Genomic DNA, 21,829 nt, shown 5'->3' with positions numbered 1-21,829 from the left:
GCGGCCACACGCCACGATGCAGCATTTGCCGCGGGCCGCAGGCAGCATCGGAACGCGATCGGGCAAGATGCCGCGCCTGACGCGGGCAGGGGCCTCAGCGGCCGGGGGCAGCGTCCAGCGCGGGCAACGCCCGGCGGGTGATGACGACCCGCGCCGTGCTGGGACGACGCCCGGCCTTGCGCGGCGCATCCTCGCTGTCCGGGACGACCGCCATGGGCGCATCCTCAACCAGCCTGATATCATAATCGGGAATGGCGTTGGCGGCCGCGATCTGGCGCATGGCGATGCGGAAATTGGATAGCGGGTTCTGGAAACCGGTCTGGAGCTTGAGCAGGTTGAGGTCGATATCGAGCGGCTCACCATCGACGCAGCTGGACCGGGCGACTTCGTAAATGCGCCGCTCAATCGGTCCGAGCTGGAAATAAGTTGATGCATAATCAAGGACTTGTCTATCACGCAAAATGGCGCGGAACAGCCAGTCGCACAGCCGCACCTTGACCGATTTCAGCCGCTTTTCGCCATTGGCGGTGCGCGCATATTGCAGTCGCGCTTCCGACAGCCAAGAGAAGAAACCTTCCTCGCCTTCGCCCCCGGCCTCGATATTGGTGCGGATCTGCGTCCCCTGAAGCCGCTCCAGCGCGTCGGCCAGGCGGGAATAGGAACGGGCGCTGTGATTGGCGCCGGTAACGCTGAACAGGTCGTGCGCGGTGAAGGTAAAGTCCTGCGAAATGCTCATACCCGCCTCCATCTTCGCGGCCATGAGGCTGGCGATATAGACGACGATTTCCTTGTCATAGATGGTGGCGACGCCGCGCGCGCTGGGCCGCACCTCGATAGACACGGTGGGAGTGGATTAGGCCAGCGGCTTCATCCACGCATTTTTGGCAAGCGCGAAAAAGGGAAAGGCCATCAGCGATCGCTCGCCACGGATTTCGCCCAGCAGCGGACTGTCAAGCTGGAACAATTCATTCTGCGCCGATGCCATTATGGTCGCTCCATCCCGAAAACCATGTCTTCCCTATTTCTACTCGAAAGCACGAACTGGGCGCTTTGCCGTCTTTTTCCGTCCTGTCGGCGCGTCAGTCGCCATGTCATCCCGCCGTTCATACCCCAGATGGGGGAGGAATGTCAGACGCTGCCGGTTGTGCACCATCCTGCTGCACAGCCGCATCGAAGGGCAGGGCGGTGTCTTCCACCATAGTATCGCCCAAAGCACGGACCCGTGCTTCACGCTCCTCCAACAGGCGTAGTCCGGCGCGCACGACATCGCTGGTCGAGCCATAACGGCCCGATCTCACCTGTTCGCTGACGAACTGGCTGAAATGATCGCCGATAACGATGGAGGTATTACGCGCCATGATGGTCCCTAGACGGCGGATGATGGACGGAAGCTATACCAATAAATAATACAGGGCAATGCAAGATAAATGGTATCTTTATGATACCATATGGTATCCAAATAACTCCATGAATACACAATGGTATGAAGGCGCTGTCGATTGGGTGCGGGCAGCAAAAAATCCAGATGCCGCATTGTCGCGGTAAGCAATCTGGACATAGAATTGTGGCAGATGCCATGAAATGGTGTCAGGGGGATTTCGATGGATAACAAGGCACAGCCAACAGCGGCAGGTTCCAATATGCGCATCACGCCCGTCATATTGGCGGGTGGATCGGGCACGCGGCTCTGGCCATTGTCGCGCAAATCCTATCCCAAGCAGTTCGTGCCGCTGGTGGGGGACGCAACGCTGTTCCAGGCCGTCGCCCGTCGCTTGTCCGGCGCGACGGACGATTTTACCTTCACGCGGCCGATGGTGCTGACCAACGCATTATTCCGTTTCATCATCGCCGAACAGCTGACGCAGGAAGGGATCGACCCCGACGCCATCCTGATCGAACCGGAAGGGCGCAATACCGCGCCTGCCATATTGGCGGCGGCGCTGCATCTGGCGGCACGGCAGCCCGACGCCATCATGCTGGTCGCGCCGTCCGACCATGTGGTGCCCGACGTCGCGGCATTCCACGAAGCGGTGGGCAAGGGGCTGGACGCGATCGACCGGGGCGATCTGGTGACGTTCGGCATACAGCCGACACGGGCGGAAACCGGCTATGGCTATTTGGAGATCGTGAGCCGACCGGATGGATCAGGCGCACCGATCAGCCTGACCAGCTTTGTCGAGAAGCCCGATGCCACCCGCGCGCAGGAGATGCTGGCGACCGGCAACTATCTGTGGAACGCCGGGATTTTCCTGTTCGCAGTCAGGGACATCATCGCCGCGTTCAAACGGCACGCGCCCGCCATGCTGGATAGCGTGCAAATGGCGGTCGAGCAGGCGGAGGCCGATCTGGGCTTCCTGCGCCTGGCGGCCGATCCATGGAGCAAAGCGGACAATATCGCCATCGACGTCGCCATCATGGAGCGGGCCGACAATCTATCCGCCGTCCCCTATGATGCGGGATGGTCGGATCTGGGCGATTGGGATGCTGTGTGGAGCCACATGCAACCCGACGAACAGGGTGTATCGCTGTCTGGCGCGGCAACCGCGATCGATTGCCGCAATACGCTGCTGCGATCCGAGAGCGAGGGGCTGGAGATTGTCGGCCTTGGCCTCGACAATATCGTCGCGGTAGCGATGAGCGACGCGGTGCTGATCGCCGACAAATCGCGCACGCAGGACGTGAAGAAGGTGGTCGAGGCGCTGCAACGCAAGGGCGCAGTGCAGGCGGAGACGTTCCCCAAGGATCATCGCCCCTGGGGCTGGCATGAAAGCCTGCTGATCGGGGGGCGGTTTCAGGTCAAGCGCATCACCGTGCTGCCCGGCGCATCGCTCAGCCTGCAAAGCCATTTCCACCGGTCCGAACATTGGATCGTCGTGGAGGGGACGGCGCGCGTCACATTGGACGGCGACGTGTCGGTGCTCACCGAAAACCAGTCCATCTATATCCCGGTCGGCGCGCAGCACCGGATCGAAAATCCGGGGCGCATCCCCATGGTCTTCACCGAAGTGCAGACCGGCCCCTATGTAGGGGAGGATGACATCATCCGTTACGAGGACCGCTATGCGCGGGCATGACCATGGCTACAAGGTCTGATAACAGGCCCGAATGAACGAGCCGACGCCCACCTATCCCTTCATCGCCAGAGGCGCGAGCGCTGAGTTATTCGATATTGGCGGGGGGCACGCGCTCAAACTGTTCCGCGACAGCGTGTCGGACGAGATGATCGCGCGCGAAGCCGAAGCGTCTGCCCATGCGGCGGCATGCAGAGTACCGACAGCCGCGGCGATCGGGCGACAAACATCGGACGGACGGCGAGGCATCGTCTATCCCCGACTTGAAGGCATGACGTTGATAGATTGGGTCCGTCGCAATCCGATGCGGGCAGGGTGGGCCATGAACCAAATGGGTAGGTTTCATGCAGCCATGCATCGGGCAAGTGGAGGAAATTTGCGGTCGCTGAAACAGGTTTTAGCGACCGATATTGCCTACGGTCCCGCCCCCGATACGCTGCAACGCGCCGCCACCGCCTATCTGGAGGCATTGCCGGACGGCGACGCCCTGACCCATGGCGATTTCCATCTGGGCAATGTCATGATGACACCGCAGGGCATGGTCGTAATCGATTGGTCAAAGGCGGCGGCAGGGCATCCGGCGGCCGATGTGGTACGGTCCGAAATGCTGATGCGCTTTGGCATCGGACCGAGCGACTGGGTGACGAACCTTTGGCGCGACTGGGCGGCGGGGCAATTGGCTAAAAGCTATCTGGCGTCGGGCGCCGTCACGATGCGCGACATGGAGCAATGGCGACCCGTCGTCGCGCTCGCCTGGCTGCGCGCGCGCGACGCCGGGCGCACACCTGCCTTCACGCGCTATCTGGACAGGGCATTGCGCAGAAACGGGCTCGGTAACCTGCGCGCCGAATCATAATCAATCCGATCCGAAAAGATCTCGCGTGAAGATCTTGTCCGAGACATCCTCTATGTCCGCGGTCATGCGGTTGGCGATGATGATGTCGCATTCCTGCTTGAACGCGCCAAGATCGCGCACGACCCGCGACCCGAAAAACGCATCCTCCTGCATCGCGGGTTCGTAGATCACGACCTCGATGCCCTTGGCCTTGATCCGCTTCATGATGCCCTGGATCGAAGACTGACGAAAATTGTCGGAACCCGCCTTCATCACCAGGCGGAAGACGCCGACCTTTTTCGGGCGCTTCGCGATGATCTGGTCGGCTAGGAAATCCTTGCGGGTGTGGTTGGCGTCGACGATCGCGCGGATCAGGTTCTGTGGCACTTCGGAATAGTTGGCGAGTAGCTGTTTGGTATCCTTGGGCAAGCAATAGCCGCCATAGCCGAAGCTGGGATTATTATAATGCGACCCGATGCGCGGATCGAGGCCGACGCCGGTAATGATCTGGCGGGAATCCATGCCATGAGCGATGGCGTAGCTGTCCAGTTCGTTGAAGAAGGCGACCCGCATGGCGAGATAGGTGTTGGCGAACAGCTTGATCGCCTCCGCCTCGCTGGGGTCGGTGAACAGGATTTCCACGTTCTTCTTGACCGCGCCCTGCAACAACAGGTCGGCGAAGATGCGAGCGCGTTCCGACCGTTCGCCCACGATGATGCGCGACGGGTGGAGATTGTCCTGAAGCGCTTTCCCTTCACGCAGGAATTCGGGAGAGAAAATAACCTGATTGGTGTTAAGTCGCTGACGGACATCTTCCACGAAGCCGACCGGTACGGTCGATTTGACGACGATGGTCGCGGCGGGATTGGCCGCCTTGGCTGTCTGGATCACCGCTTCGACCGAGGAAGTGTCGAACTTGTTGGTGCCGACGTCGTAATTGGTCGGCGTTGCGACGATCACATAATCGGCATCGACCAGGGCCTGTTGCGGATCGAGCGTGGCAGTGAGGTTGAGCGGACGCGTGGCAAGGAACTCTTCCAGTTCCACGTCGACGATCGGCGATTTGCGCGCATTGAGCATATTGACACGTTCGGGCGTGATGTCGACCGCCGCGACTTCATGATGCTGGGCCAGCAGAACAGCATTGGAAAGCCCGACATAGCCCAGGCCGAAAACAGCGATCTTCATTCTTTGTCATTCCTTGCATCACGCACCGCCACGGGCGCGTCCGGCACTCCGGATCGGCATATGGCATCCCTGCGACGGATAAGACCGTCTTACAACCATTCATTATGGGGGAAGCAATGCAATTTCTCCTTCCACACTCAATATATGTGATAAAGGACATTATCACATATTATTCCTCATTCGGGTCCTTTTGGCATGCTTCCGACGATCAACCTGTCATCACTCCCCCTGCCACCGATCGTTGCGGAAGCGTCGCCGCATGTGCATATGCGCTTTCTGGAATTTTTCGCGGCCAATATCCGCAACGTTCATACGCGGCGTTCCTATGCGAAAGCGGCGGGGGATTTCCTGTCATGGTGCTTTGGCCATGGCGTGCGCAGGCTGGGCGAGATTGCGCCGATCCATGTCGCTGCTTGGATCGAAATGCTGGGTCAGTCGCTCGCCCCACCGAGCGTCAAGCAGCGCTTGGCCGCGATCCGTCATCTGTTCGACTGGCTAGTGACGGGGCAGGCGATCCCGGCCAACCCCGCCGCCAGTGTGCGCGGGCCAGCACATAGCTCCCGAACCGGACGGACGCCAGTGCTGGAGGTCGCTGAGGCGCGGGCGCTGCTCGATGCGATCGACGTTTCGACGCCGGCAGGACTGCGAGACCGAGCGCTCATCGGCCTGATGATCTATAGCTTCGCGCGCGTCGGGGCAGCGCTTGCAATGAAGCGAGAGGATGTGTTCGTGCAGGGACGGCGGCTGTGGCTGCGCCTGCATGAGAAAGGCGGCAAGCGGCATGAGATGCCCTGCCACCATATGCTCGAAGATTATCTGCTCTCTTATATAGAAGTGTGTTCGCTGGATGAGGGCAGGGGACCGCTGTTCCGCACTATCGACCGGCGCAACCGTGCTTTGAGCGAGCGGGCGCTACGGCAGGCCGAAGCCCATGCGATGGTGCGACGGAGAGCGCGGGCTGCGGGGATCGAGACGCGGATTGGCAATCACAGTTTTCGAGCGACGGGCATTACCTTTTATCTGAAGAATGGCGGGACGTTGGAAAATGCCGCAGCCATGGCCAATCATAGCTCAACCCGCACGACGCAACTTTATGACCGGCGCCGCGACGAGATCAGCCTAGCGGAGGTGGAACGAGTAAGGATATGAGCCTTAAATTAGCCCGTATAATGAAGAGATGGCTTGAGGGAATCTGGACAGCTCGATACGTGGATTTTCTGCCTGACAGGGGCCATGGTGGCCGCCAAACAGAAGTAGAAATGAAGAGACGTCCCCGCTGCAATCATAGCTTAGCATTCAAGGCGAAGATGGCGCTTCGCGCTATCAGAAATACAGACGTAGAAAATCACTGATTTCAAAAGAATTAAGGATTATCAGCATTTGTCATGTGGCGTAAAATGTACAGGGTTGAGTTTGCCCCTTGCGCTATTCTAAGGCGCCTTGCTGACCAGAGCGTCCAATCCGGCGGCAAAATGATTCTGATAAGATGACTGTGACGGTAAGATGAAGAGCGGGGTCCAAGGGGCAGTCGGGGAAGCGCTTTCGCGCTGCAAAACGCATTTTATCGCCACCGCGGCGTTCAGCGCGCTGATCAATCTGCTTTATATCGCGCCGACCATTTACATGTTGCAGGTGTATGATCGTGTCGTGCCGACACAGGGTTTACAGACCCTGCTTTTCCTAACGATCATATTGCTGTTTGCGTTAATTTCACTGGCGCTGCTTGATCGAGTACGTCAGCGATTGCTGGCGCGTGCAGGCGTGCAACTGGATGCGATCATTGCGCCGATGATATTGGACGGGACGCTGGGGCGGCCGGATCTGCCCGTTGCGCGGCAGGCATTGCGCGAATTCGATCAGATGCGTGGCACGCTCACCGGCCCGGGGATGCTGGCATTGTTCGATGCACCGTGGGTTCCGATCTATCTGCTGGTATGTTTCCTGGTCCACCCATGGATTGGCGTCGTCGCCATTGTCGGATGCGCGCTGATGCCGATGCTTGCCTGGGCGAATGAACGATTGACCCGGAAGCGTCTGGACGCAGCGCAGTTGATTGCGAGCGAGAGCTATGCGCATCAGGACGCCGTGCTGGGCGCTGCCGATAGTGTAAGGGCGCTGGGAATGCGGCGCGCTTTTGTTGCCCGGCAGCTGCGCAAGCGAGAAGCCATGCTGACGGCACAAACCGAGGCTGGTTTTGCGAGTGGCAATATCCTGTCGATCACCAAGTTCGTCCGGATGGCATTGCAATCTCTTGCATTGGGTCTGGGGGCCTGGCTGGCGGCAGATAATTTGATTTCAGGAGGTGCGATATTCGCTTCGTCCTTTCTAATCGCACGCGCCCTGCAACCGGTTGAGCAACTGATCAGCAGCTGGAAAGCGATCGTCCAGGCGCGACAAAGCTATAGCAGCATCAATGGCCTGTTGCACGCGACGCCCGTGGGTGCCGCGCAGACGCAGCTTCCTGCGCCGCGTGGTGCGCTGGAACTGGATGGTGTCACAGTTTTGAACGAAGCGCGTAATGGTGCAACGGTTCAGGGCATTTCTCTGCGTATTGCGGCAGGTGAGGTGGTTGCGATCATCGGTCCCAGTGGTGGCGGAAAATCGACGCTGGTGCGCACGATCGCTGGCGCGCAGTTGCCGGATCGGGGAACTGTTCGCATTGATGATGCGGATGCGCGCGATTGGGATCCTGAAAAGCTGGCGCAGCATATTGGTTATTTGCCACAAGATTCAGCGCTGTTTGCGGGAACCGTTGCAGAGAATATCGCACGGTTTTCCGGAGAGGTGAACATGGATCGTGCGGCTATAGACGCCGCGGTTGTGCAGGCAGCAGAGCAGGTCGGTGCTGCCCCCATGATGGCGCGGTTGAGCAATGGATATGATCATCGTCTGCATCTGGGCGGCAAAGGTGTTTCGGCAGGGCAGGCGCAGCGTATAGCATTGGCGCGGGCCGTTTATGGTGATCCCGCCATTCTAATATTGGATGAACCCAATGCCCATCTGGACCGAGAAGGGGATGTTGCCCTGATACAAGCGCTGTCGGCGCTCAAAGCGAGGGGGAAGACGATTTTGATCGTATCCCATAAATTGGGTATCCTGCCAGTGGTCGACAAAATCATGGTGCTGCGTGATGGTCGCGCAGAGCTGTTCGGCCCGCGCGACGAGATACTGGCAAAGGTGGCGCCACCTGCCGTTCGGCACATGCCTTCGCCGCCTGCAGCCGGTGCGGCATGAGAAAGCCAATGGCCCTGCCTGCGCCCGGTTCGGATGTTCATCTGGCCAATCCCAAAGGCGACATTCGTTTCGGGATTGCTGTAGCCGCTGTGTTCTTTGTGGGATTTCTTGGCTGGGCGGCATTTGCTCGCCTGGACGCCGGGGCCGCTGCGTCCGGCACCTTGGCCGTATCCGGGCAGCGTCAATCAGTTCAGCATCGCGATGGCGGCGTCGTGCGTAAATTATATGTCCGTGAAGGACAGCGGGTTGCGCGGGGGCAGCTGTTGATGACGTTGGCCGCTCCTGATGTGCAGGCGCAGGAGCGTGCACTGACATCGCAAGCGATCCGGCTGTTGGCGCAACGCGCCAGATTGCAGGCGGAGCAGTTGGGCACGACCCGGATAGCCCAGCCGAAAGAGTTTTCCACTCTTGATCCGCAAGACAAGGCCGACGCGATGGTGGCAATGACATTGCAGCAAAGCGAGTTGACGGCGCGCATCGCGGTTCTTTCATCGCGGCGCGACGCACTGGCGCAGCGTGGAATGCAATCTAGCGAACAGGGACGCGGTTATGATGGCCAGAGTATCGCGGCCCGCGAGCAGTTGCGCATATTGGATGAGCAGATAGCTGCATTGAAGCCTGTTGCCGACAAGGGTTTCGTATCGAAGACGCGTATGCGCGAACTGGAACGAGCAAGAGCCGCGCTGGAGGGGCAGCGGGGTCAATATGCGGCCAGCGTCGCCCAAACGCGCGGCGCGACGCGGGAAAGCCAGATAGAGGCGATTGAAGCGGAAAGCAGTTTTCGGGAGCGGACCGCTTCTGAATTACGTGATGTCGAGACTGGGTTGGGCGATGTAATGCCGAAATGGCGCGCCGCCCGCGACCAACTGGCCCGCACGGCGATCCGTGCGCCGGTTACGGGCGAAATTGTGGGACTGAGCATTTTTACGCCAGGCGGTGTTATCGCAGGTGGACAGAAGCTGATGGATATCGTTCCGGAAAATCAGCCGCTGCTGATTCAGGCACGTATTGCGCCGGATGACGCAGATGACCTGACCATTGGACAAAAGACGCTGGTCAAATTTTCGGGACTTCACGAGCGGCAATTACCCAATCTGGAAGGGCGATTGCAGCGCCTGTCGGCCGACAGCGTATTCGACGAAAGAAGTGGGCAGACCTATTTTACCGCTGATGTAGTGGTTTCCGAAGACCAGATTGGTTTGATCCGCAAGGTGCGGGGTAGGGCCTTTGAGTTGCGTCCAGGAATGCCGGTTCAGATTCTGATTCCCCTGCGGCGGCGTACAGCACTCGACTATCTCCTTGAGCCACTAATCGGTAGTTTCTGGACGTCGTTTCGGGAGCATTGATCAACGTAAGATGTCCTCTGGAAATAATGTGGCAATGGAGCGATGGGGAAGTTCGAAATGCTCGCTCAGGCGCATTGAATTCGCTGGACAAATGCTACCAACTCCGTGAGAAAGCTCGAAAATATCATACAAGGTCGCGATAATTTTTTTAACGCATGCACGGCATCGTGCGTGCGCATTTAGCAATGCCTTGGAGAAATTATGGCGACTATTACCGGAACACCAGGCGCTGACACATTAAGCGGCACTGAAGGCGATGACGTAATCGATGGCCTGTTTGGACCCGATTACATGTACGGGCGCGGTGGCAACGACCGTTTTGTGTTTAGCGGCGTGCAGATATCGTACCCTCAGCCTCCCAAGGGAATAATCGATGGTGGTGATGGTTACGATGAAATCGATGTCACTGCGGTTTCGCCCGTTTACATTTACGGATCGTCTTCAAGCTCGTCGGTTGATCTGACTGTAGGAAATCAACGATTTAATGTCCAGAATGTCGAACGGATCTCGCTTGGAAACTGGAATAATACACTTACCGTTTTCGGTAATGACATTGACTATGTGACCGGAAGCGGATCTGACGTAATTACCTGGTACGGCTCAGGCGGGATGAATGCTGGGGCAGGTAATGATCAAGTCGTCTTGGCCGGTAACTTTGGTGGTTATGGAAAAAAATCCGTAATAAATGGAGGGTCTGGTCAGGATAAGCTATCAATTACTGGCTCTTCTTTCCAAAATTATGAACTCGATTTAGAAACCGGAAATTTTGGTACAGTTTATTATCCGTCATATACTGGTCAGAAGATATACTATTATAATATTTCTGCGATTGAAAATGTCGATGTAGTCGGCGGTGGGGTCTATTGGATGACGCCACTCACTTGGCCGTACGACCCAAATGCCGAGAAATATCTGAATGGCACTATCGTCCGTGCTGATGGGGCGGACAATATTCTTACGTTAACAGCCGATTCGACCGGTGGCGGGTTGTTAGATGGCCGTGGCGGCAATGACGTGTTGAATGGTTCAAATTTCAAAGACATGCTTTATGGTGGCGATGGCGACGATCGTATTTTCGGCCGCGGCGGAGCCGATGAAATCTATGGCGGTGCCGGTAACGACTTTATCGGCGCGCTGGCCGATGGTGATGTAATCGACGGCGGCGAGGGATTTGACATTGTCAGCTATGCTGGACTGACCCGCAGTTATGGCGTCTCGTCGGAAAATATGACTGCGATCGTATCGTCCGGTGGATCTGGCGACACTATCAAGGCTGTCGAGAATGTCGAGTTCCGCGACGCGACGTTGACATTCGATGTCGATAGCAATGCAGCCTATGTCATGCGGTTGTATGACACGGTGTTGCACCGCGAGCCGGACATGGTCGGGCTGGATGCCTGGCTCGACAGGATGGATAAAGGACTGAGCAAGGCCGATGTTGCCGCTGCATTTGTCGGATCTCCGGAATTTCTGGGCAAGACTGGTGCGCTTTCAACTGCTGATTTCGTGGAGTTTCTTTACACCTCTGCGCTTGGGCGGTCTTCGGATGAAGCGGGCAAGGCCAACTGGGTTGCCAATCTTGATGCAGGTTTGAGCCGTGCGGAGGCCGTCATCGGTTTTTCCGAAAGCGGTGAACATCGTGGTCTCACGGCCGATACACTTGCCAAGGGATTGTGGGTCACTGACGACAATTTCCAGCAGGTAGCGGCGCTGTACGATAGCTTTGCCGACCGCCTGCCAGATCGGCAGGGGTTGCTAAATTGGGTAACCGCTCTTGAAAATGGCGTGACGCTGAAAGATGTCGCCACAGGATTTGCCAACTCTTCCGAATTTGCGCAGAAGACGGCGGGCCTGTCCAATGCCGATCTGGTCGAATTCATGTATATGAATACGCTGGATCGCGGTGCCGATGGCGCCGGTAAGCAGGCATGGGTGGCTGCTCTTGAAGGCGGTATGACCAAGGGAGAACTTCTCCTTGGATTCTCATCGAGCGAAGAACATTTCAGTTTGATGCAGGACCATATTTACTCAGGGGTCGATTTCCTGGGCTAGTACGCAGTATCGCGGTGCGGGCGAACGCATGTTGGTCCGCACCGTATTTTTAGATGGTCGACACGCTTAGGGTCAGGACTTCTGTGGTTGCCGCCCGTGATGCAAGAGGGTTTTGACCTTCTGAACTGGTGATCGAGTGCGGTCTTCTGTCAGGCTGTTGATTGCTACTGAGATGTGACCCGGGGTTTCCATTGAGAAATGGCTCTGAATCACTTTTGCTGCTGGTGATGGTATCCTTCCCCCGCTTTACTGGGAGGATCTGTCATGCACGGGCGATTTCAACGAGCGCGTCTTGCCCCTGAAGGCTTTGCGGTGGTGTCACTGCAGGGTGTCGGAGATGATTTCCATATTCAACTGCGTTCTCGCTGCCTTTCAGGCGTTTGTCCGGATTGTGGCCGCCCAAGCCAGCGAGTTCAGAGCCGGTATGTGCGGAGACCTTCGGATTTACCGTTGGCGGGCCGCCGTGTCGTTCTAACGATCCAGGCGCGCCGCTTCTGGTGTGACGCGGTCGTGTGCGGTCGGCGCATCTTCTGCGAACGGTTCGATGTAGGTGTCCTGGCGCGATATGGCCGGCGTACTCAACGTCTTGAGACAATTGTCCACCATCTGGGCCTCGCATTGGGCGGGAGACCTGGAGCCGCATTTGCCAACCGTCTAATGGTGCCGGTGAGCAAGGACACTTTGCTGCGGGGTGGTGCGGCGGCACGCTGTTGATCGATGTGACGACCTCCATCAGAAGGTTTTGTTGGACAGCGAGGGATCGTCTCGCAGTGGGCTCAACGGCGCCGCCTCGCTGAAAAGGCCGGCCAAAGCGGCCTTATGCGCACACCCTCGGCGCGGGTTCTGGCTCGCCTGATGACCTCCGCTCAGGATGGATTGGGCAAATCAGATGCCATCCTCGTTGCCGTCATCGAGAACTGTGTCCCTGAGTTGGTGACGGCACGCAAAGCAATCGGCGACTTCCAATCGATGATCAGATCAAAGTCAGCCGCGAAACTTGATGGGTGGATCGAGCTGGCCAAGGACAGCCTTGTCGCTTCCTTTGTCAACGGTGTAGAAAAGGACCTGATTGCGGTACGCAACGCGATCATTTCACCGTGGTCAAATGGGCAGACCGAGGGCCAAATCACTCGCCTCAAGCTGATAAAACGACAGATGTATGGTCGAGCGAAGCTGGACCTGCTGCGCGCTCGCGTGGTCGGCGTATGACCATCACCAGCAGCAAAAGTGATTCAGAGCCAATTCTCAGTGGAAACTTATAGCGCCCCCGGGTCACATCTCAGTGGCAATCAACAGGATCATGCATCCGCCTGCGGCCTGAGTATCCTGGGCATGTGTGGGCCTACGACTTCGTCGAGGGGCGCACGCATGACGGCCGCAAGTTCCGCATCCTGACGATCATCGACGAGGTCAGCAGGGAATGTCTGGCGCTTATCGTTGCGCGACAGCTCAAGCATGAGGATGTGCTGGCGGCCTTGGCGGACCTGTTCATCTCGCGCGGCCCGCCTGCACATATACGGTCAGATAATGGCGCCGAATTTATCGCCAATGCCGTCCAGCAATGGCTGCGGCAGATCGGCGTGAAGAGGGACTATCAGGAATTTCGTGTGCGGCGAGGCGGTTGACCATCAGGCCGTCATGGCCCTGATGAAACGTTCGCCGAAGAGCACGGCAAATTGCGCCTTCGCCATGTTCCATTCGCGCGGTGGCATTTTCCACTCTTTTTCCGATCGGTTCAAGATCAGATAGAGCAGCTTGGTGGCGGCCTCATCACTGGGGAAATGGCCCCGGGCACGAACAGCGCGGCGAAGCTTGGAGTTCAAGGCTTCTATCGAATTTGTGGTGTAGACGATCCGCCTGACCTCATCAGGAAAGGCGAAAAATGGGATGACCTCGGGCCATGCTCGGCGCCAACTCTGGCCGATGGCGGGATAGCGCTGCCCCCAGAAGCTTGCTTCGAAGGCTGTCAGCGCTTCCTCGGCGGCCACTGCATCAACGGCACGGTAGATGGCTTTCAGAGCCATTCCGAGCGCCTTGCGATCCTTCCACGCGACGAAATCCATCGAGTTTCGCAGCAAGTGTACGATGCATGTCTGGACCATCGCTTCGGGGAAGACCGCATTGATGGCGTCGGGAAAGCCCTTGAGGCCATCGACGACGGCCAGCATGATGTCCTCGACGCCGCGGTTGCGCAGTTCATTCATGACGCGCAGCCAGAATTTGGCGCCTTCATTCTGTTCCAGCCATAGCCCCAAGATTACCTTGGTGCCGTCGGCCATGACGCCCAGGGCGATGTGGATAGCTTTATTGCGGACCATGCCCTCATCGCGGATCTTGACCCGGATCGCATCGAAGAAGACCAGCGGATAGGCCGGGTCCAGCGGGCGTTGCTGCCAGGCCGCGACTTCCTCCAGCACAGCGTCGGTGATCGTGCTGATCAGATCGGGCGAAGCATCAATGCCATATAGTTCGCGCAGATGACCCGTGATCTCCCGGGTGCTCATGCCGCGCGCATACATCGAGATGATCTTGTCGTCGAAGCCGGGGAAGCGCCGCTGGTATTTGGCGATCAGCTGCGGATCGAAACTGCCGGCTCGATCGCGCGGCACCTCGATCTCGATCCGCCCGCTGTCGGTCGTCACCGTCTTGCGACCATAGCCATTGCGGTTGTTGCCGACCTGGTCATTGTGCCCGAGATGATGATCCATCTCCGCGTTGAGGGCCCGTTCGGCAAAAGCCTTCTTCAGGGAATCGAGCAAGCCGCCCTGGCTGAGCGCCGCCGCCGCGTCAGTGCCGGCCAGCAACTGATCGAGAATGTCGTTCGGTATCGAGGGTTCTTTCCGTCGTGACATATTGGGTCTCCTTGTTGCCCATTATGCCTCGCCGCACACGAAATTCCTGATAGTCCCGCGTGAAGACGCTCTACATCGCGCCGGGATCGCCATGGGAGAATGGCTATAATGAAAGCTTCAATGGGTCGCTGCGCGACGAACTGCTCAATGGTGAAATCTTCTACAGCCTCGCCGAGGCCAGGGTGCTGATCGAAGCCTGGCGGCGGCATTACAACACCGTACGCCCGCACAGCAGTCTTGGCTATCGGCCACCGGCACCAGAAACGGCGACACCGCCATATCCGGCCTCCGGTTCCGCTTCGCTCCACCTCCGTCCGGATATGGCGGCGATGAGCTTAATGCACTAACAAACCAATCGGTCCACTCGGTGGGGGCAGATCATCTCTGCATTCCTGCTCTCCGATAGGTGAAAACACCTTATCTCGGTGTCCATCAAACCGGCAGCAGACCACAGACCCTAGTGAACTGATTTATTCGAATAACGAATCGTCACATTTTCCCAGATCTACGCGACGCCTATATAAGGCTTGGCAAGCTTTCGCTTTGCGCCCATGAAGCGCAAAGCGATTGCGGGGTCGCACCGCAAATTGGCAAGATCATTCATTAATTCAGGCGAGACATGATTAGCGATCCCTTGAATATTGTCCCCGTCATCCTGTCGGGCGGGTCTGGCACACGCTTATGGCCTGTTTCCCGGCCCGAACGCCCTAAGCAGTTGCTACCCCTGACGGCCGATGACACCATGCTGCAGCTGACCGCCATGCGGACACAGGGTTTTAAAGGAGCATCCGTGGGCCATCCGATCTTGGTGTCGAATGCAGCCCATGCCGACATTATCGACGAACAGCTGCAACAGAACGGTATCGCCGATTATCAGGTCATTCTGGAGCCGATCGGCCGCAACACCGCACCCGCCATCGCGCTTGCCGCGCTGGAAGCGCAGGGCGAGGATGCAATGCTGGTGATGCCCAGCGATCATGTCATCGGCGACCTAGCCGCTTTTCATGAAGCCATCGCCCGCGCCCTGCCGCTGGTCGCCAAGGGGTGGCTGGTAACGTTCGGCGTCACACCCGATGGCCCCGAAACTGGCTATGGCTATATTCAGATGGGCAAGCTTTGCGGCGATGCCGTACATGAAGTCGCACGCTTCGTGGAGAAACCCAACGTCGCCAATGCCGAACGCATGCTGGCGGAGGGCAACCATGCCTGGAATGCAGGCATTTTCCTGTTCCGCGCCGACGCCTATCTGGCCGCGATGCAAAAGCATCAGCCCGACATGCTGGCCGCAGTACAGACGTCGATGGAACAGGCCAAGCGGGACGGCGCGCATATCTTCCCCGACGCCAAAGCCTTTCATGCCTGCCCGTCGGATTCCGTCGATTATGCGATAATGGAGCGGGAAACGCAGGTTGCCTGCGTGCCGGTCAGCATGGGCTGGTCGGATGTCGGCAGCTGGGATTCCCTCCATGCGGTCAGCACCCGTTGCACCGACGAGAATGCCGTGCGCGGCGACGCTCTGCTGCTGGGTGCGCGCAACTGCCTGGTCCACAGCGACGGGCCGCGGGTCACACTGGTCGATGTCGACGACCTGATCGTCGTCGTGTCACAGGGGGAGATCATGATCCTGAAGCGCGGGGAATCCCAGAAGGTCCGCAAGGTGACCGAAGCGATCAAGGCCATCGCCGCCGCGACATCCAGCAACTGATTACCCATCGCTTGGCCGTGCAGGATAAGTGTGGTGTGGAGAGAGACATGACGCAATCCGTTTCCATCGCCGACCTGATGGCGCAGTCGGGCGTCGCGTTCGGGACCAGTGGCGCACGCGGTCTGGTGAGCGCGATGACGGACCGAGTCTGTTTCGCCTATACCGCCGCTTTCCTACAACATCTGTCCGTGATCGGGCAGTTTGCGCCCGGCACCGCTGTCGCGATCGCGGGCGACCTGCGGCCGTCCAGTCCGCGCATCATGGCGGCCTGCGCCGCGGCGGTGCGATATATGGGCGGGACGGTCGACTATTGCGGGTTCGTACCTTCGCCCGCCGTGGCGGCCCACGCCTTTGCGCACGGCATCCCGTCATTGATGGTGACGGGCAGCCATATCCCCGACGACCGCAACGGCATAAAGTTCAACCGTACCGATGGCGAAGTGCTGAAGCCCGACGAGATGGCGATCCGGGCGCAGAGTGTGATCCTGCCCGACCTGTTCGACGATGCCGGGATGCTGGCAGACGCCTTACCCGCCGAGCCGCTAGTGGATGCCGCCAAGCCCTATATTGCGCGCTATGTCGGTGCCTTTGGCGCGGCGGCGCTGAGCGGTATGACATTGGGCGTCTACGAACATTCGGCGGTCGGGCGCGACATAGTGGTCGCGCTGGTCGAGGCGCTGGGCGGGGCGGCCGTGTCGCTGGGCCGGTCGGATCGCTTCATCCCCGTGGATACTGAGGCGGTGCGGCCTGAGGATCAGGCATTGGCGCGGCAATGGGCGGCGGAGCTCAAGCTGGACGCGATCTTGTCGACCGACGGGGATAGCGACCGGCCGCTGCTGGCCGACGAGCATGGTGTCTGGATGCGCGGCGACGTGCTGGGCATATTGAGTGCGCGGGCATTGAGCATCGCGGCGATCGCTACGCCGGTCAGCTGCAACAGCGCGGTCGAGCTGTCGGGGCTGTTCAGTCCCGTGGAGCGGACGCGGATCGGGTCGCCCTTCGTCATCGAGGCGATGAACGCGCTGGTAGCTGAGGGGCAGGGGAGCGTGTGCGGCTATGAGGCCAATGGCGGTTTCCTGCTGGCGACGCCGGTCGAAGTGGACGGACGGACTTTGGACGCGCTGCCGACGCGGGACGCGGTGCTGCCGATCCTGTCGGTGCTGGTGGATGCGAAGCGGCGCGGCGTGACGCTGTCGGCGCTTCAGGCGCAATTACCCGAACGCTATACGTTCAGCGAGCGGTTGCAGAATTATCCCACGGCGCAGAGCCAGGCGCTGATCGCGCATCTGGAGCAGGGGAATGAGGCCGCGATCCTCAAGCGGCTGACGGCCATGTTCGGGGATCTGGCGGGCGAAGCGGACGGGATCGACCGGACCGACGGGCTGCGCATCCACTTTGCCGGTGGCGACATCATCCATCTGCGGCCGAGCGGCAATGCGCCCGAACTGCGATGCTACACCGAAAGCGGCAGCGTGGCGCGAGCGGCTTCGCTCAATGCGCTGGCGCTGGCGCTGGTGCGGGACTATAGCGTTCCGGCCTGATGGCGGGTCCGGGCCTTACCGATAATGAGACAGCGAGTGAGTCAGTTGCAGCGCTTTGGCATGGCATATAGTATTGATATCTAACAATTTTTTTGAACACCCTATTGGAGATGAACGCGCAACGTCCTATTTTCTTTTATAATCAGTAGCTTGCGAATGATGCACTTGCGGCGAAGGGGCGGATAACGGCCAATGACGGCCATCCATTCTCGTCATCCCAGCGCAGGCTGGGATGACGTATTTGGCAGGTAAAGCAAACCGTCCTCCAACCCTTCCCGGTCAGCGCGGGATGGCGAGCAGGGCGGAGATCGGGCCTGTCGTCAGGGTGAAGGCGCAGTTGCCCTCTAGCAGCAGGCAGTCACCCTTTTCCCATGACAGGCCACCCACCGTGCCCGCGCCGCTCAGGGGCGTGAACCAGAGTTGCTTGCCGGCAGGTACGGAGACGCTCTGGTCTTCGGTCCAGTGGACGAGGTCGAGCGAGAAGGGGGCTTCATCGCCGCCGATCAGCCGGGTTTCGACGCCAGGCAGCGCTTTCGTGACGGCACGGTCATAGGGGAGCAGACGGCTGACCGCGACGCCATCGTCCAGATGCAGTTCACGCGGGCGGCCATAATCATACAGGCGATATGTGATGTCGCTATTCTGCTGGATTTCGGCCAGCGTGATGCCGGCGCCGATCGCATGAACCGTGCCCGCCGGGATAAAATAGCAGTCGCCCGGCTTGACCGGCTTCCAGTCAATCCAATGTTCCAGCGATCCGTCCTGCGCGGCGGCGCGGAACTGGTCGGGGGTCATGGGGGCGGTCAGGCCGATGCCCAGCGTCGCGCCCGGCCCGCAGTCGAGGATGTACCAAATCTCTTCCTTGCCGCGCAGCAGGCCCTTGTCCACGGCCTGCGCGTCATTGGGATGGACCTGGATCGAGAGGCGGTCGCTGGTGAAGATATATTTGACCAGCAGCGGCAGGTCGCGCCCGTCCGCGCTTTCGAACCAGACCTCGCCGATCTGGCGCCCCGCGCCGGCAGCCGCGAAGATCGGCGGCAGGTCGGTCCGGCCCCATGGTTTTTCGACATAATGGGTGGCAAGTTTCTGGTTAGACATTGCGTTTCTATCGTATCCCGTGGGGCAAGGGTCAAGCCGGTGCCAGTGCCGGGCCTCAGCCTTCGGTCAGCAGGGCGCGCAGGTAACGGCCATAGTCCGACTTGCCGAGCTTGACGATCGCCTGTTCCAGCTGTGGACCATCGATAAAGCCCTGACGATAGGCGATTTCCTCGGGCGCGGCGATCTTGAAGCCCTGACGCTTTTCGAGGACACGGACGAAATCTGCCGCATCCAGCAGACTGTCGGGCGTGCCGGTGTCGAGCCAGGCATAGCCACGGCCCATGATTTCGACGTTGAGTTCGCCGCGTTCCAGATAGACGCGGTTCACGTCGGTGATTTCCAGCTCGCCACGGGGCGATGGTTTCAGGTTCGCCGCGATGTCCACGACTTGATGGTCATAGAAATAGAGGCCGGTGACAGCCCAGTTGGACTGCGGCTTTTCGGGCTTTTCCTCGATCGTGAGCGCCTTCATCTGATCGTCGAAGCTGACCACGCCATAGCGTTCGGGATCGCTGACATGATAGGCGAAGACGCTGGCGCCGCTGGCGCGCGAGGAGGCGCTGGCGAGAATTTCCGGCAGGCCATGGCCATGATAGATATTGTCGCCCAGGATCAGCGCCGACGGTTCGTTGCCGACGAAATCCGCGCCGATGATATAGGCCTGCGCCAGACCGTCGGGGCTGGGTTGTTCGGCATAGTCGATGGTCATGCCCCAGGCGGAACCGTCGCCCAGCAGCGACTGGAAGGCCGGCAGGTCGCGCGGGGTGGAGATGATCAGCACTTCGCGAATGCCCGCCAGCATCAGCGTGCTGAGAGGATAATAAATCATCGGCTTGTCATAGACCGGCATGAGCTGTTTCGAGATCGACAGCGTCATCGGATAGAGACGCGTGCCGCTGCCCCCGGCAAGAATGATACCCTTCATAGCTTCAACTTCCCCAGATAATCAGTGGGCCGCCGGTTGCAGGCGATCCATTACGTCGTCCAATGATGCGCGCCATTCCGGCAGCGTCACGCCATGGACGCTGGCGATCAGGCCGCAGTCGAGCCGCGAATTGGCGGGCCGGGTGGCGGGCGTGGGATAATCGGCCGTGCCGATATGGCGTACCGATGCCGATGGGCCACCGCGCGCCGCCGACGCCGCGAAGATCGCTGCGGCGAAATCGGCCCAGCTGGCTTCGCCCGGCGCAGTCATGTGGAAGGTGCCGCGCAGCGCAGGGCTACTATCGGATACCATATTGGTAGCCACCTTTATGATGCCGTCCGCTATGGCCAGCGCGCTGGTCGGATTGCCGACTTGATCGCCCACGACGCCCAATTCGTCGCGGTCGGCCGCCAGACGCAGCATGGTCTTGACGAAATTGCCGCCGAACGGGCTGTAGACCCATGCCACGCGCAGGACGGCGCTGTTGTCGTGACCGTCCAGCACGGCGCGTTCACCCGCCAGTTTCGACGCGCCATAGACGCCGGTGGGACCGGTCGGATCGCTTTCCACATAGGGGCGGTCCAGCGTCCCGTCGAACACATAGTCGGTCGAGATGTGGATGAGCGGGACGCCCAGCGCCTTTGCCGCCTGCGCCACGGCGCCCGGCCCTGCGCCGTTGACGGCATGGGCCAGATCGCTTTCGCTCTCCGCCTTGTCCACCGCGGTATAGGCGGCGGCGGACACGATCACGTCGGGCGCAGCAGCCGTCAGCGCGCGCACGACCGACGCAGGGTCGGCAAGGTCGAGATCGGGGCGGCCGATCGCGATTATGTCATGCCCGGCGGCCGTGCCACGTTCGATGAGGCTGGTGACGACCTGCCCCGTCGTTCCCGTGACGGCGATCTTCATGCAGGCACCTTGGCGTCGGCCTTGTCAGCCTTGTCGAGGCCGAGGCGCTGGCCGTCATATTGTTCACGCAGCGGCTGCCACCACCATTGATTGTCCAGATACCAGCGCACGGTTTTTTCGATGCCGCTGTCGAAATTCTCCTGCGCCTTCCAGCCCAGTTCATCCTCCAGCTTGGTCGCGTCGATCGCGTAGCGGGCGTCATGGCCCGGACGGTCTGTGACATATTCGATCAGCCCCGCGCGCGGGCTGTCGGTCGGCACCAGTTCGTCCAGCACCGCGCAGATGCGCAGCACCACGTCGATATTCTTCCGCTCGTTACGGCCGCCGACATTGTAGGTTTCGCCCGGCTCGCCCCGCTCGATGATGATGTCGAGGGCACGGGCATGATCGTCGACATAGAGCCAGTCGCGAATATTCTCGCCCTTGCCATAGACCGGCAGCTTGCGGCCCGCGAGCGCGTTGAGGATCGTCAGCGGAATGAGCTTTTCGGGGAAGTGGTAAGGCCCGTAATTGTTCGAGCAGTTGGACACCACCACCGGCAGGCCATAGGTGCGCTGCCACGCCTTGGCGAGGTGATCGGACGCAGCCTTCGACGCCGAATAGGGCGAGGAGGGATCATAGGGCGTGGTTTCCTCGAACAGGCCTTCGTCGCCTAGCGAGCCATAGACTTCGTCGGTCGAGACATGGAGGAAGCGGAAGGCGGCCTTGGCGTCGCCGTCAAGGCCGTTCCAGTAGGCGCGGGCGGCCTCCAGCAGGGTGAAGCTGCCCACCACATTGGTCTGGATGAAATCGGCAGCGCCGGTGATCGAGCGGTCGACATGGCTTTCGGCGGCCAGATGCATGATGCGGTCGGGCTTGAAGCCCGTAATCGCCGCATCCATCGCCGCGCGATCGTAGATATTGGCGTGCAGGAACTGGTGGGTGTTCTTGCCCTCCACTTCCTTCAGCGACGCTTCGCAGCCGGCATAGGTCAGCGCGTCGATGGTGAGGACGTCATAGCCCTTTTCCAGCACCAGATAACGCACGAGAGCAGAACCAATGAAGCCGGCGCCGCCGGTGACGATTACGCGCAT

At 59.6% G+C, this 21,829-nt stretch carries 19 protein-coding genes and 2 pseudogenes; 12 read left to right on the top strand and 9 right to left on the bottom strand.

Annotation, left to right across the window (positions count from 1 at the left end):
- Window positions 1-94: 94 nt before the first annotated feature.
- The 3 genes from VHN57_RS21055 to VHN57_RS21045 all read right to left on the bottom strand — a co-directional run bounded on the left by VHN57_RS21055 (window position 95) and on the right by VHN57_RS21045 (window position 1,358).
- Window positions 95-841: a replication initiator protein A gene (locus tag VHN57_RS21055; protein ID WP_423285253.1), complete on the bottom strand. Its 747-nt coding sequence runs from the start codon at window positions 839-841 to the stop codon at window positions 95-97.
- Window positions 842-853: 12 nt separating this feature from the next.
- On the bottom strand, window positions 854-985 hold the full coding sequence (locus VHN57_RS21050) for a hypothetical protein (protein ID WP_423285251.1): 132 nt from the start codon (window positions 983-985) through the stop codon (window positions 854-856).
- Between the two features lie 118 nt (window positions 986-1,103).
- Window positions 1,104-1,358 (bottom strand): type II toxin-antitoxin system ParD family antitoxin, encoded by a 255-nt coding sequence (locus VHN57_RS21045; RefSeq protein WP_423285249.1) that lies wholly within the window; start codon window positions 1,356-1,358, stop codon window positions 1,104-1,106.
- A gap of 243 nt (window positions 1,359-1,601) precedes the next feature.
- Here VHN57_RS21045 and VHN57_RS21040 point away from each other — a divergent pair, with 243 nt between their 5' ends.
- Together VHN57_RS21040 and VHN57_RS21035 are read left to right on the top strand one after the other, a co-directional pair.
- Window positions 1,602-3,074 carry a mannose-1-phosphate guanylyltransferase/mannose-6-phosphate isomerase gene (locus VHN57_RS21040; RefSeq protein ID WP_423285247.1) on the top strand — a complete coding sequence of 491 codons (1,473 nt, stop codon included), beginning with the start codon at window positions 1,602-1,604 and terminating at the stop codon, window positions 3,072-3,074.
- A gap of 31 nt (window positions 3,075-3,105) precedes the next feature.
- On the top strand, window positions 3,106-3,927 hold the full coding sequence (locus VHN57_RS21035; RefSeq protein WP_423285245.1) for a phosphotransferase family protein: 822 nt from the start codon (window positions 3,106-3,108) through the stop codon (window positions 3,925-3,927).
- Here the strand turns inward: VHN57_RS21035 and VHN57_RS21030 are convergent, their stop codons facing one another.
- A complete protein-coding gene (locus VHN57_RS21030; protein ID WP_423285243.1) occupies window positions 3,928-5,094 on the bottom strand; it encodes a nucleotide sugar dehydrogenase in 1,167 nt (388 codons plus the stop codon).
- Between the two features lie 195 nt (window positions 5,095-5,289).
- On the opposite strand from VHN57_RS21030, the gene VHN57_RS21025 reads away from it, so the two are divergent.
- The 7 genes and pseudogenes from VHN57_RS21025 to VHN57_RS20995 form a co-directional block, all read left to right on the top strand.
- A complete protein-coding gene (locus tag VHN57_RS21025; protein ID WP_423285241.1) occupies window positions 5,290-6,243 on the top strand; it encodes a tyrosine-type recombinase/integrase in 954 nt (317 codons plus the stop codon).
- Between the two features lie 354 nt (window positions 6,244-6,597).
- Entirely contained in the window at window positions 6,598-8,328 is a 1,731-nt protein-coding gene (locus VHN57_RS21020; RefSeq protein WP_423285239.1) for a type I secretion system permease/ATPase, read from the top strand.
- Window positions 8,329-8,336: 8 nt separating this feature from the next.
- Window positions 8,337-9,674: an HlyD family type I secretion periplasmic adaptor subunit gene (locus VHN57_RS21015; protein ID WP_423285237.1), complete on the top strand. Its 1,338-nt coding sequence runs from the start codon at window positions 8,337-8,339 to the stop codon at window positions 9,672-9,674.
- Window positions 9,675-9,875: 201 nt separating this feature from the next.
- Entirely contained in the window at window positions 9,876-11,726 is a 1,851-nt protein-coding gene (locus tag VHN57_RS21010; RefSeq protein WP_423285235.1) for a DUF4214 domain-containing protein, read from the top strand.
- Between the two features lie 264 nt (window positions 11,727-11,990).
- On the top strand, window positions 11,991-12,440 hold the full coding sequence (locus VHN57_RS21005; protein WP_423285233.1) for a transposase family protein: 450 nt from the start codon (window positions 11,991-11,993) through the stop codon (window positions 12,438-12,440).
- A gap of 105 nt (window positions 12,441-12,545) precedes the next feature.
- Window positions 12,546-12,935 carry a transposase gene (locus VHN57_RS21000; protein WP_423285231.1) on the top strand — a complete coding sequence of 130 codons (390 nt, stop codon included), beginning with the start codon at window positions 12,546-12,548 and terminating at the stop codon, window positions 12,933-12,935.
- Between the two features lie 80 nt (window positions 12,936-13,015).
- Window positions 13,016-13,321, top strand: a pseudogene (locus VHN57_RS20995) (DDE-type integrase/transposase/recombinase); the annotation flags it as partial.
- A 33-nt stretch (window positions 13,322-13,354) separates the two neighbouring features.
- On the opposite strand, the gene VHN57_RS20990 reads toward VHN57_RS20995, so the two are convergent.
- The gene (locus VHN57_RS20990) at window positions 13,355-14,578 is read right to left on the bottom strand and encodes an IS256 family transposase (RefSeq protein ID WP_423282641.1); all 1,224 of its coding nucleotides are present in this window, start codon (window positions 14,576-14,578) and stop codon (window positions 13,355-13,357) included.
- 59 nt (window positions 14,579-14,637) lie between these two features.
- Between VHN57_RS20990 and VHN57_RS20985 the strand changes: the two are divergent.
- The 3 genes and pseudogenes from VHN57_RS20985 to VHN57_RS20975 form a co-directional block, all read left to right on the top strand.
- Window positions 14,638-14,925: pseudogene (locus VHN57_RS20985) on the top strand (integrase core domain-containing protein); the annotation flags it as partial.
- Window positions 14,926-15,197: 272 nt separating this feature from the next.
- Window positions 15,198-16,283, top strand: coding sequence for a mannose-1-phosphate guanylyltransferase/mannose-6-phosphate isomerase (locus VHN57_RS20980; RefSeq protein ID WP_423285229.1), 1,086 nt, complete (start codon window positions 15,198-15,200; stop codon window positions 16,281-16,283).
- A gap of 47 nt (window positions 16,284-16,330) precedes the next feature.
- Window positions 16,331-17,824: a phosphomannomutase gene (locus tag VHN57_RS20975; protein ID WP_423285227.1), complete on the top strand. Its 1,494-nt coding sequence runs from the start codon at window positions 16,331-16,333 to the stop codon at window positions 17,822-17,824.
- Window positions 17,825-18,103: 279 nt separating this feature from the next.
- Here the strand turns inward: VHN57_RS20975 and VHN57_RS20970 are convergent, their stop codons facing one another.
- Genes VHN57_RS20970 through rfbB form a run of 4 tightly spaced genes read right to left on the bottom strand, consistent with a single transcriptional unit; the run spans window position 18,104 to window position 21,829 of the window.
- Window positions 18,104-18,922, bottom strand: coding sequence for a class I mannose-6-phosphate isomerase (locus VHN57_RS20970; RefSeq protein ID WP_423285225.1), 819 nt, complete (start codon window positions 18,920-18,922; stop codon window positions 18,104-18,106).
- Window positions 18,923-18,977: 55 nt separating this feature from the next.
- Entirely contained in the window at window positions 18,978-19,847 is an 870-nt protein-coding gene (gene rfbA, locus VHN57_RS20965) for a glucose-1-phosphate thymidylyltransferase RfbA (protein ID WP_423285223.1), read from the bottom strand.
- A 21-nt stretch (window positions 19,848-19,868) separates the two neighbouring features.
- Window positions 19,869-20,756, bottom strand: a complete 888-nt coding sequence (gene rfbD / locus VHN57_RS20960; protein WP_423285221.1) for a dTDP-4-dehydrorhamnose reductase — start codon at window positions 20,754-20,756, stop codon at window positions 19,869-19,871.
- Window positions 20,753-21,829, bottom strand: coding sequence for a dTDP-glucose 4,6-dehydratase (gene rfbB / locus VHN57_RS20955; RefSeq protein ID WP_423285219.1), 1,077 nt, complete (start codon window positions 21,827-21,829; stop codon window positions 20,753-20,755). Before rfbB ends, rfbD begins: the two co-directional genes overlap by 4 nt.

The sequence above is a fragment of the Sphingobium salicis subsp. salicis genome, from assembly GCF_049472635.1.
GTDB classification, from domain to species: Bacteria; Pseudomonadota; Alphaproteobacteria; order Sphingomonadales; family Sphingomonadaceae; genus Sphingobium; species Sphingobium yanoikuyae_A.
Note: the sequence above shows the minus strand (reverse complement) of the source record. Positions and strands in the feature narration are given on the sequence as shown.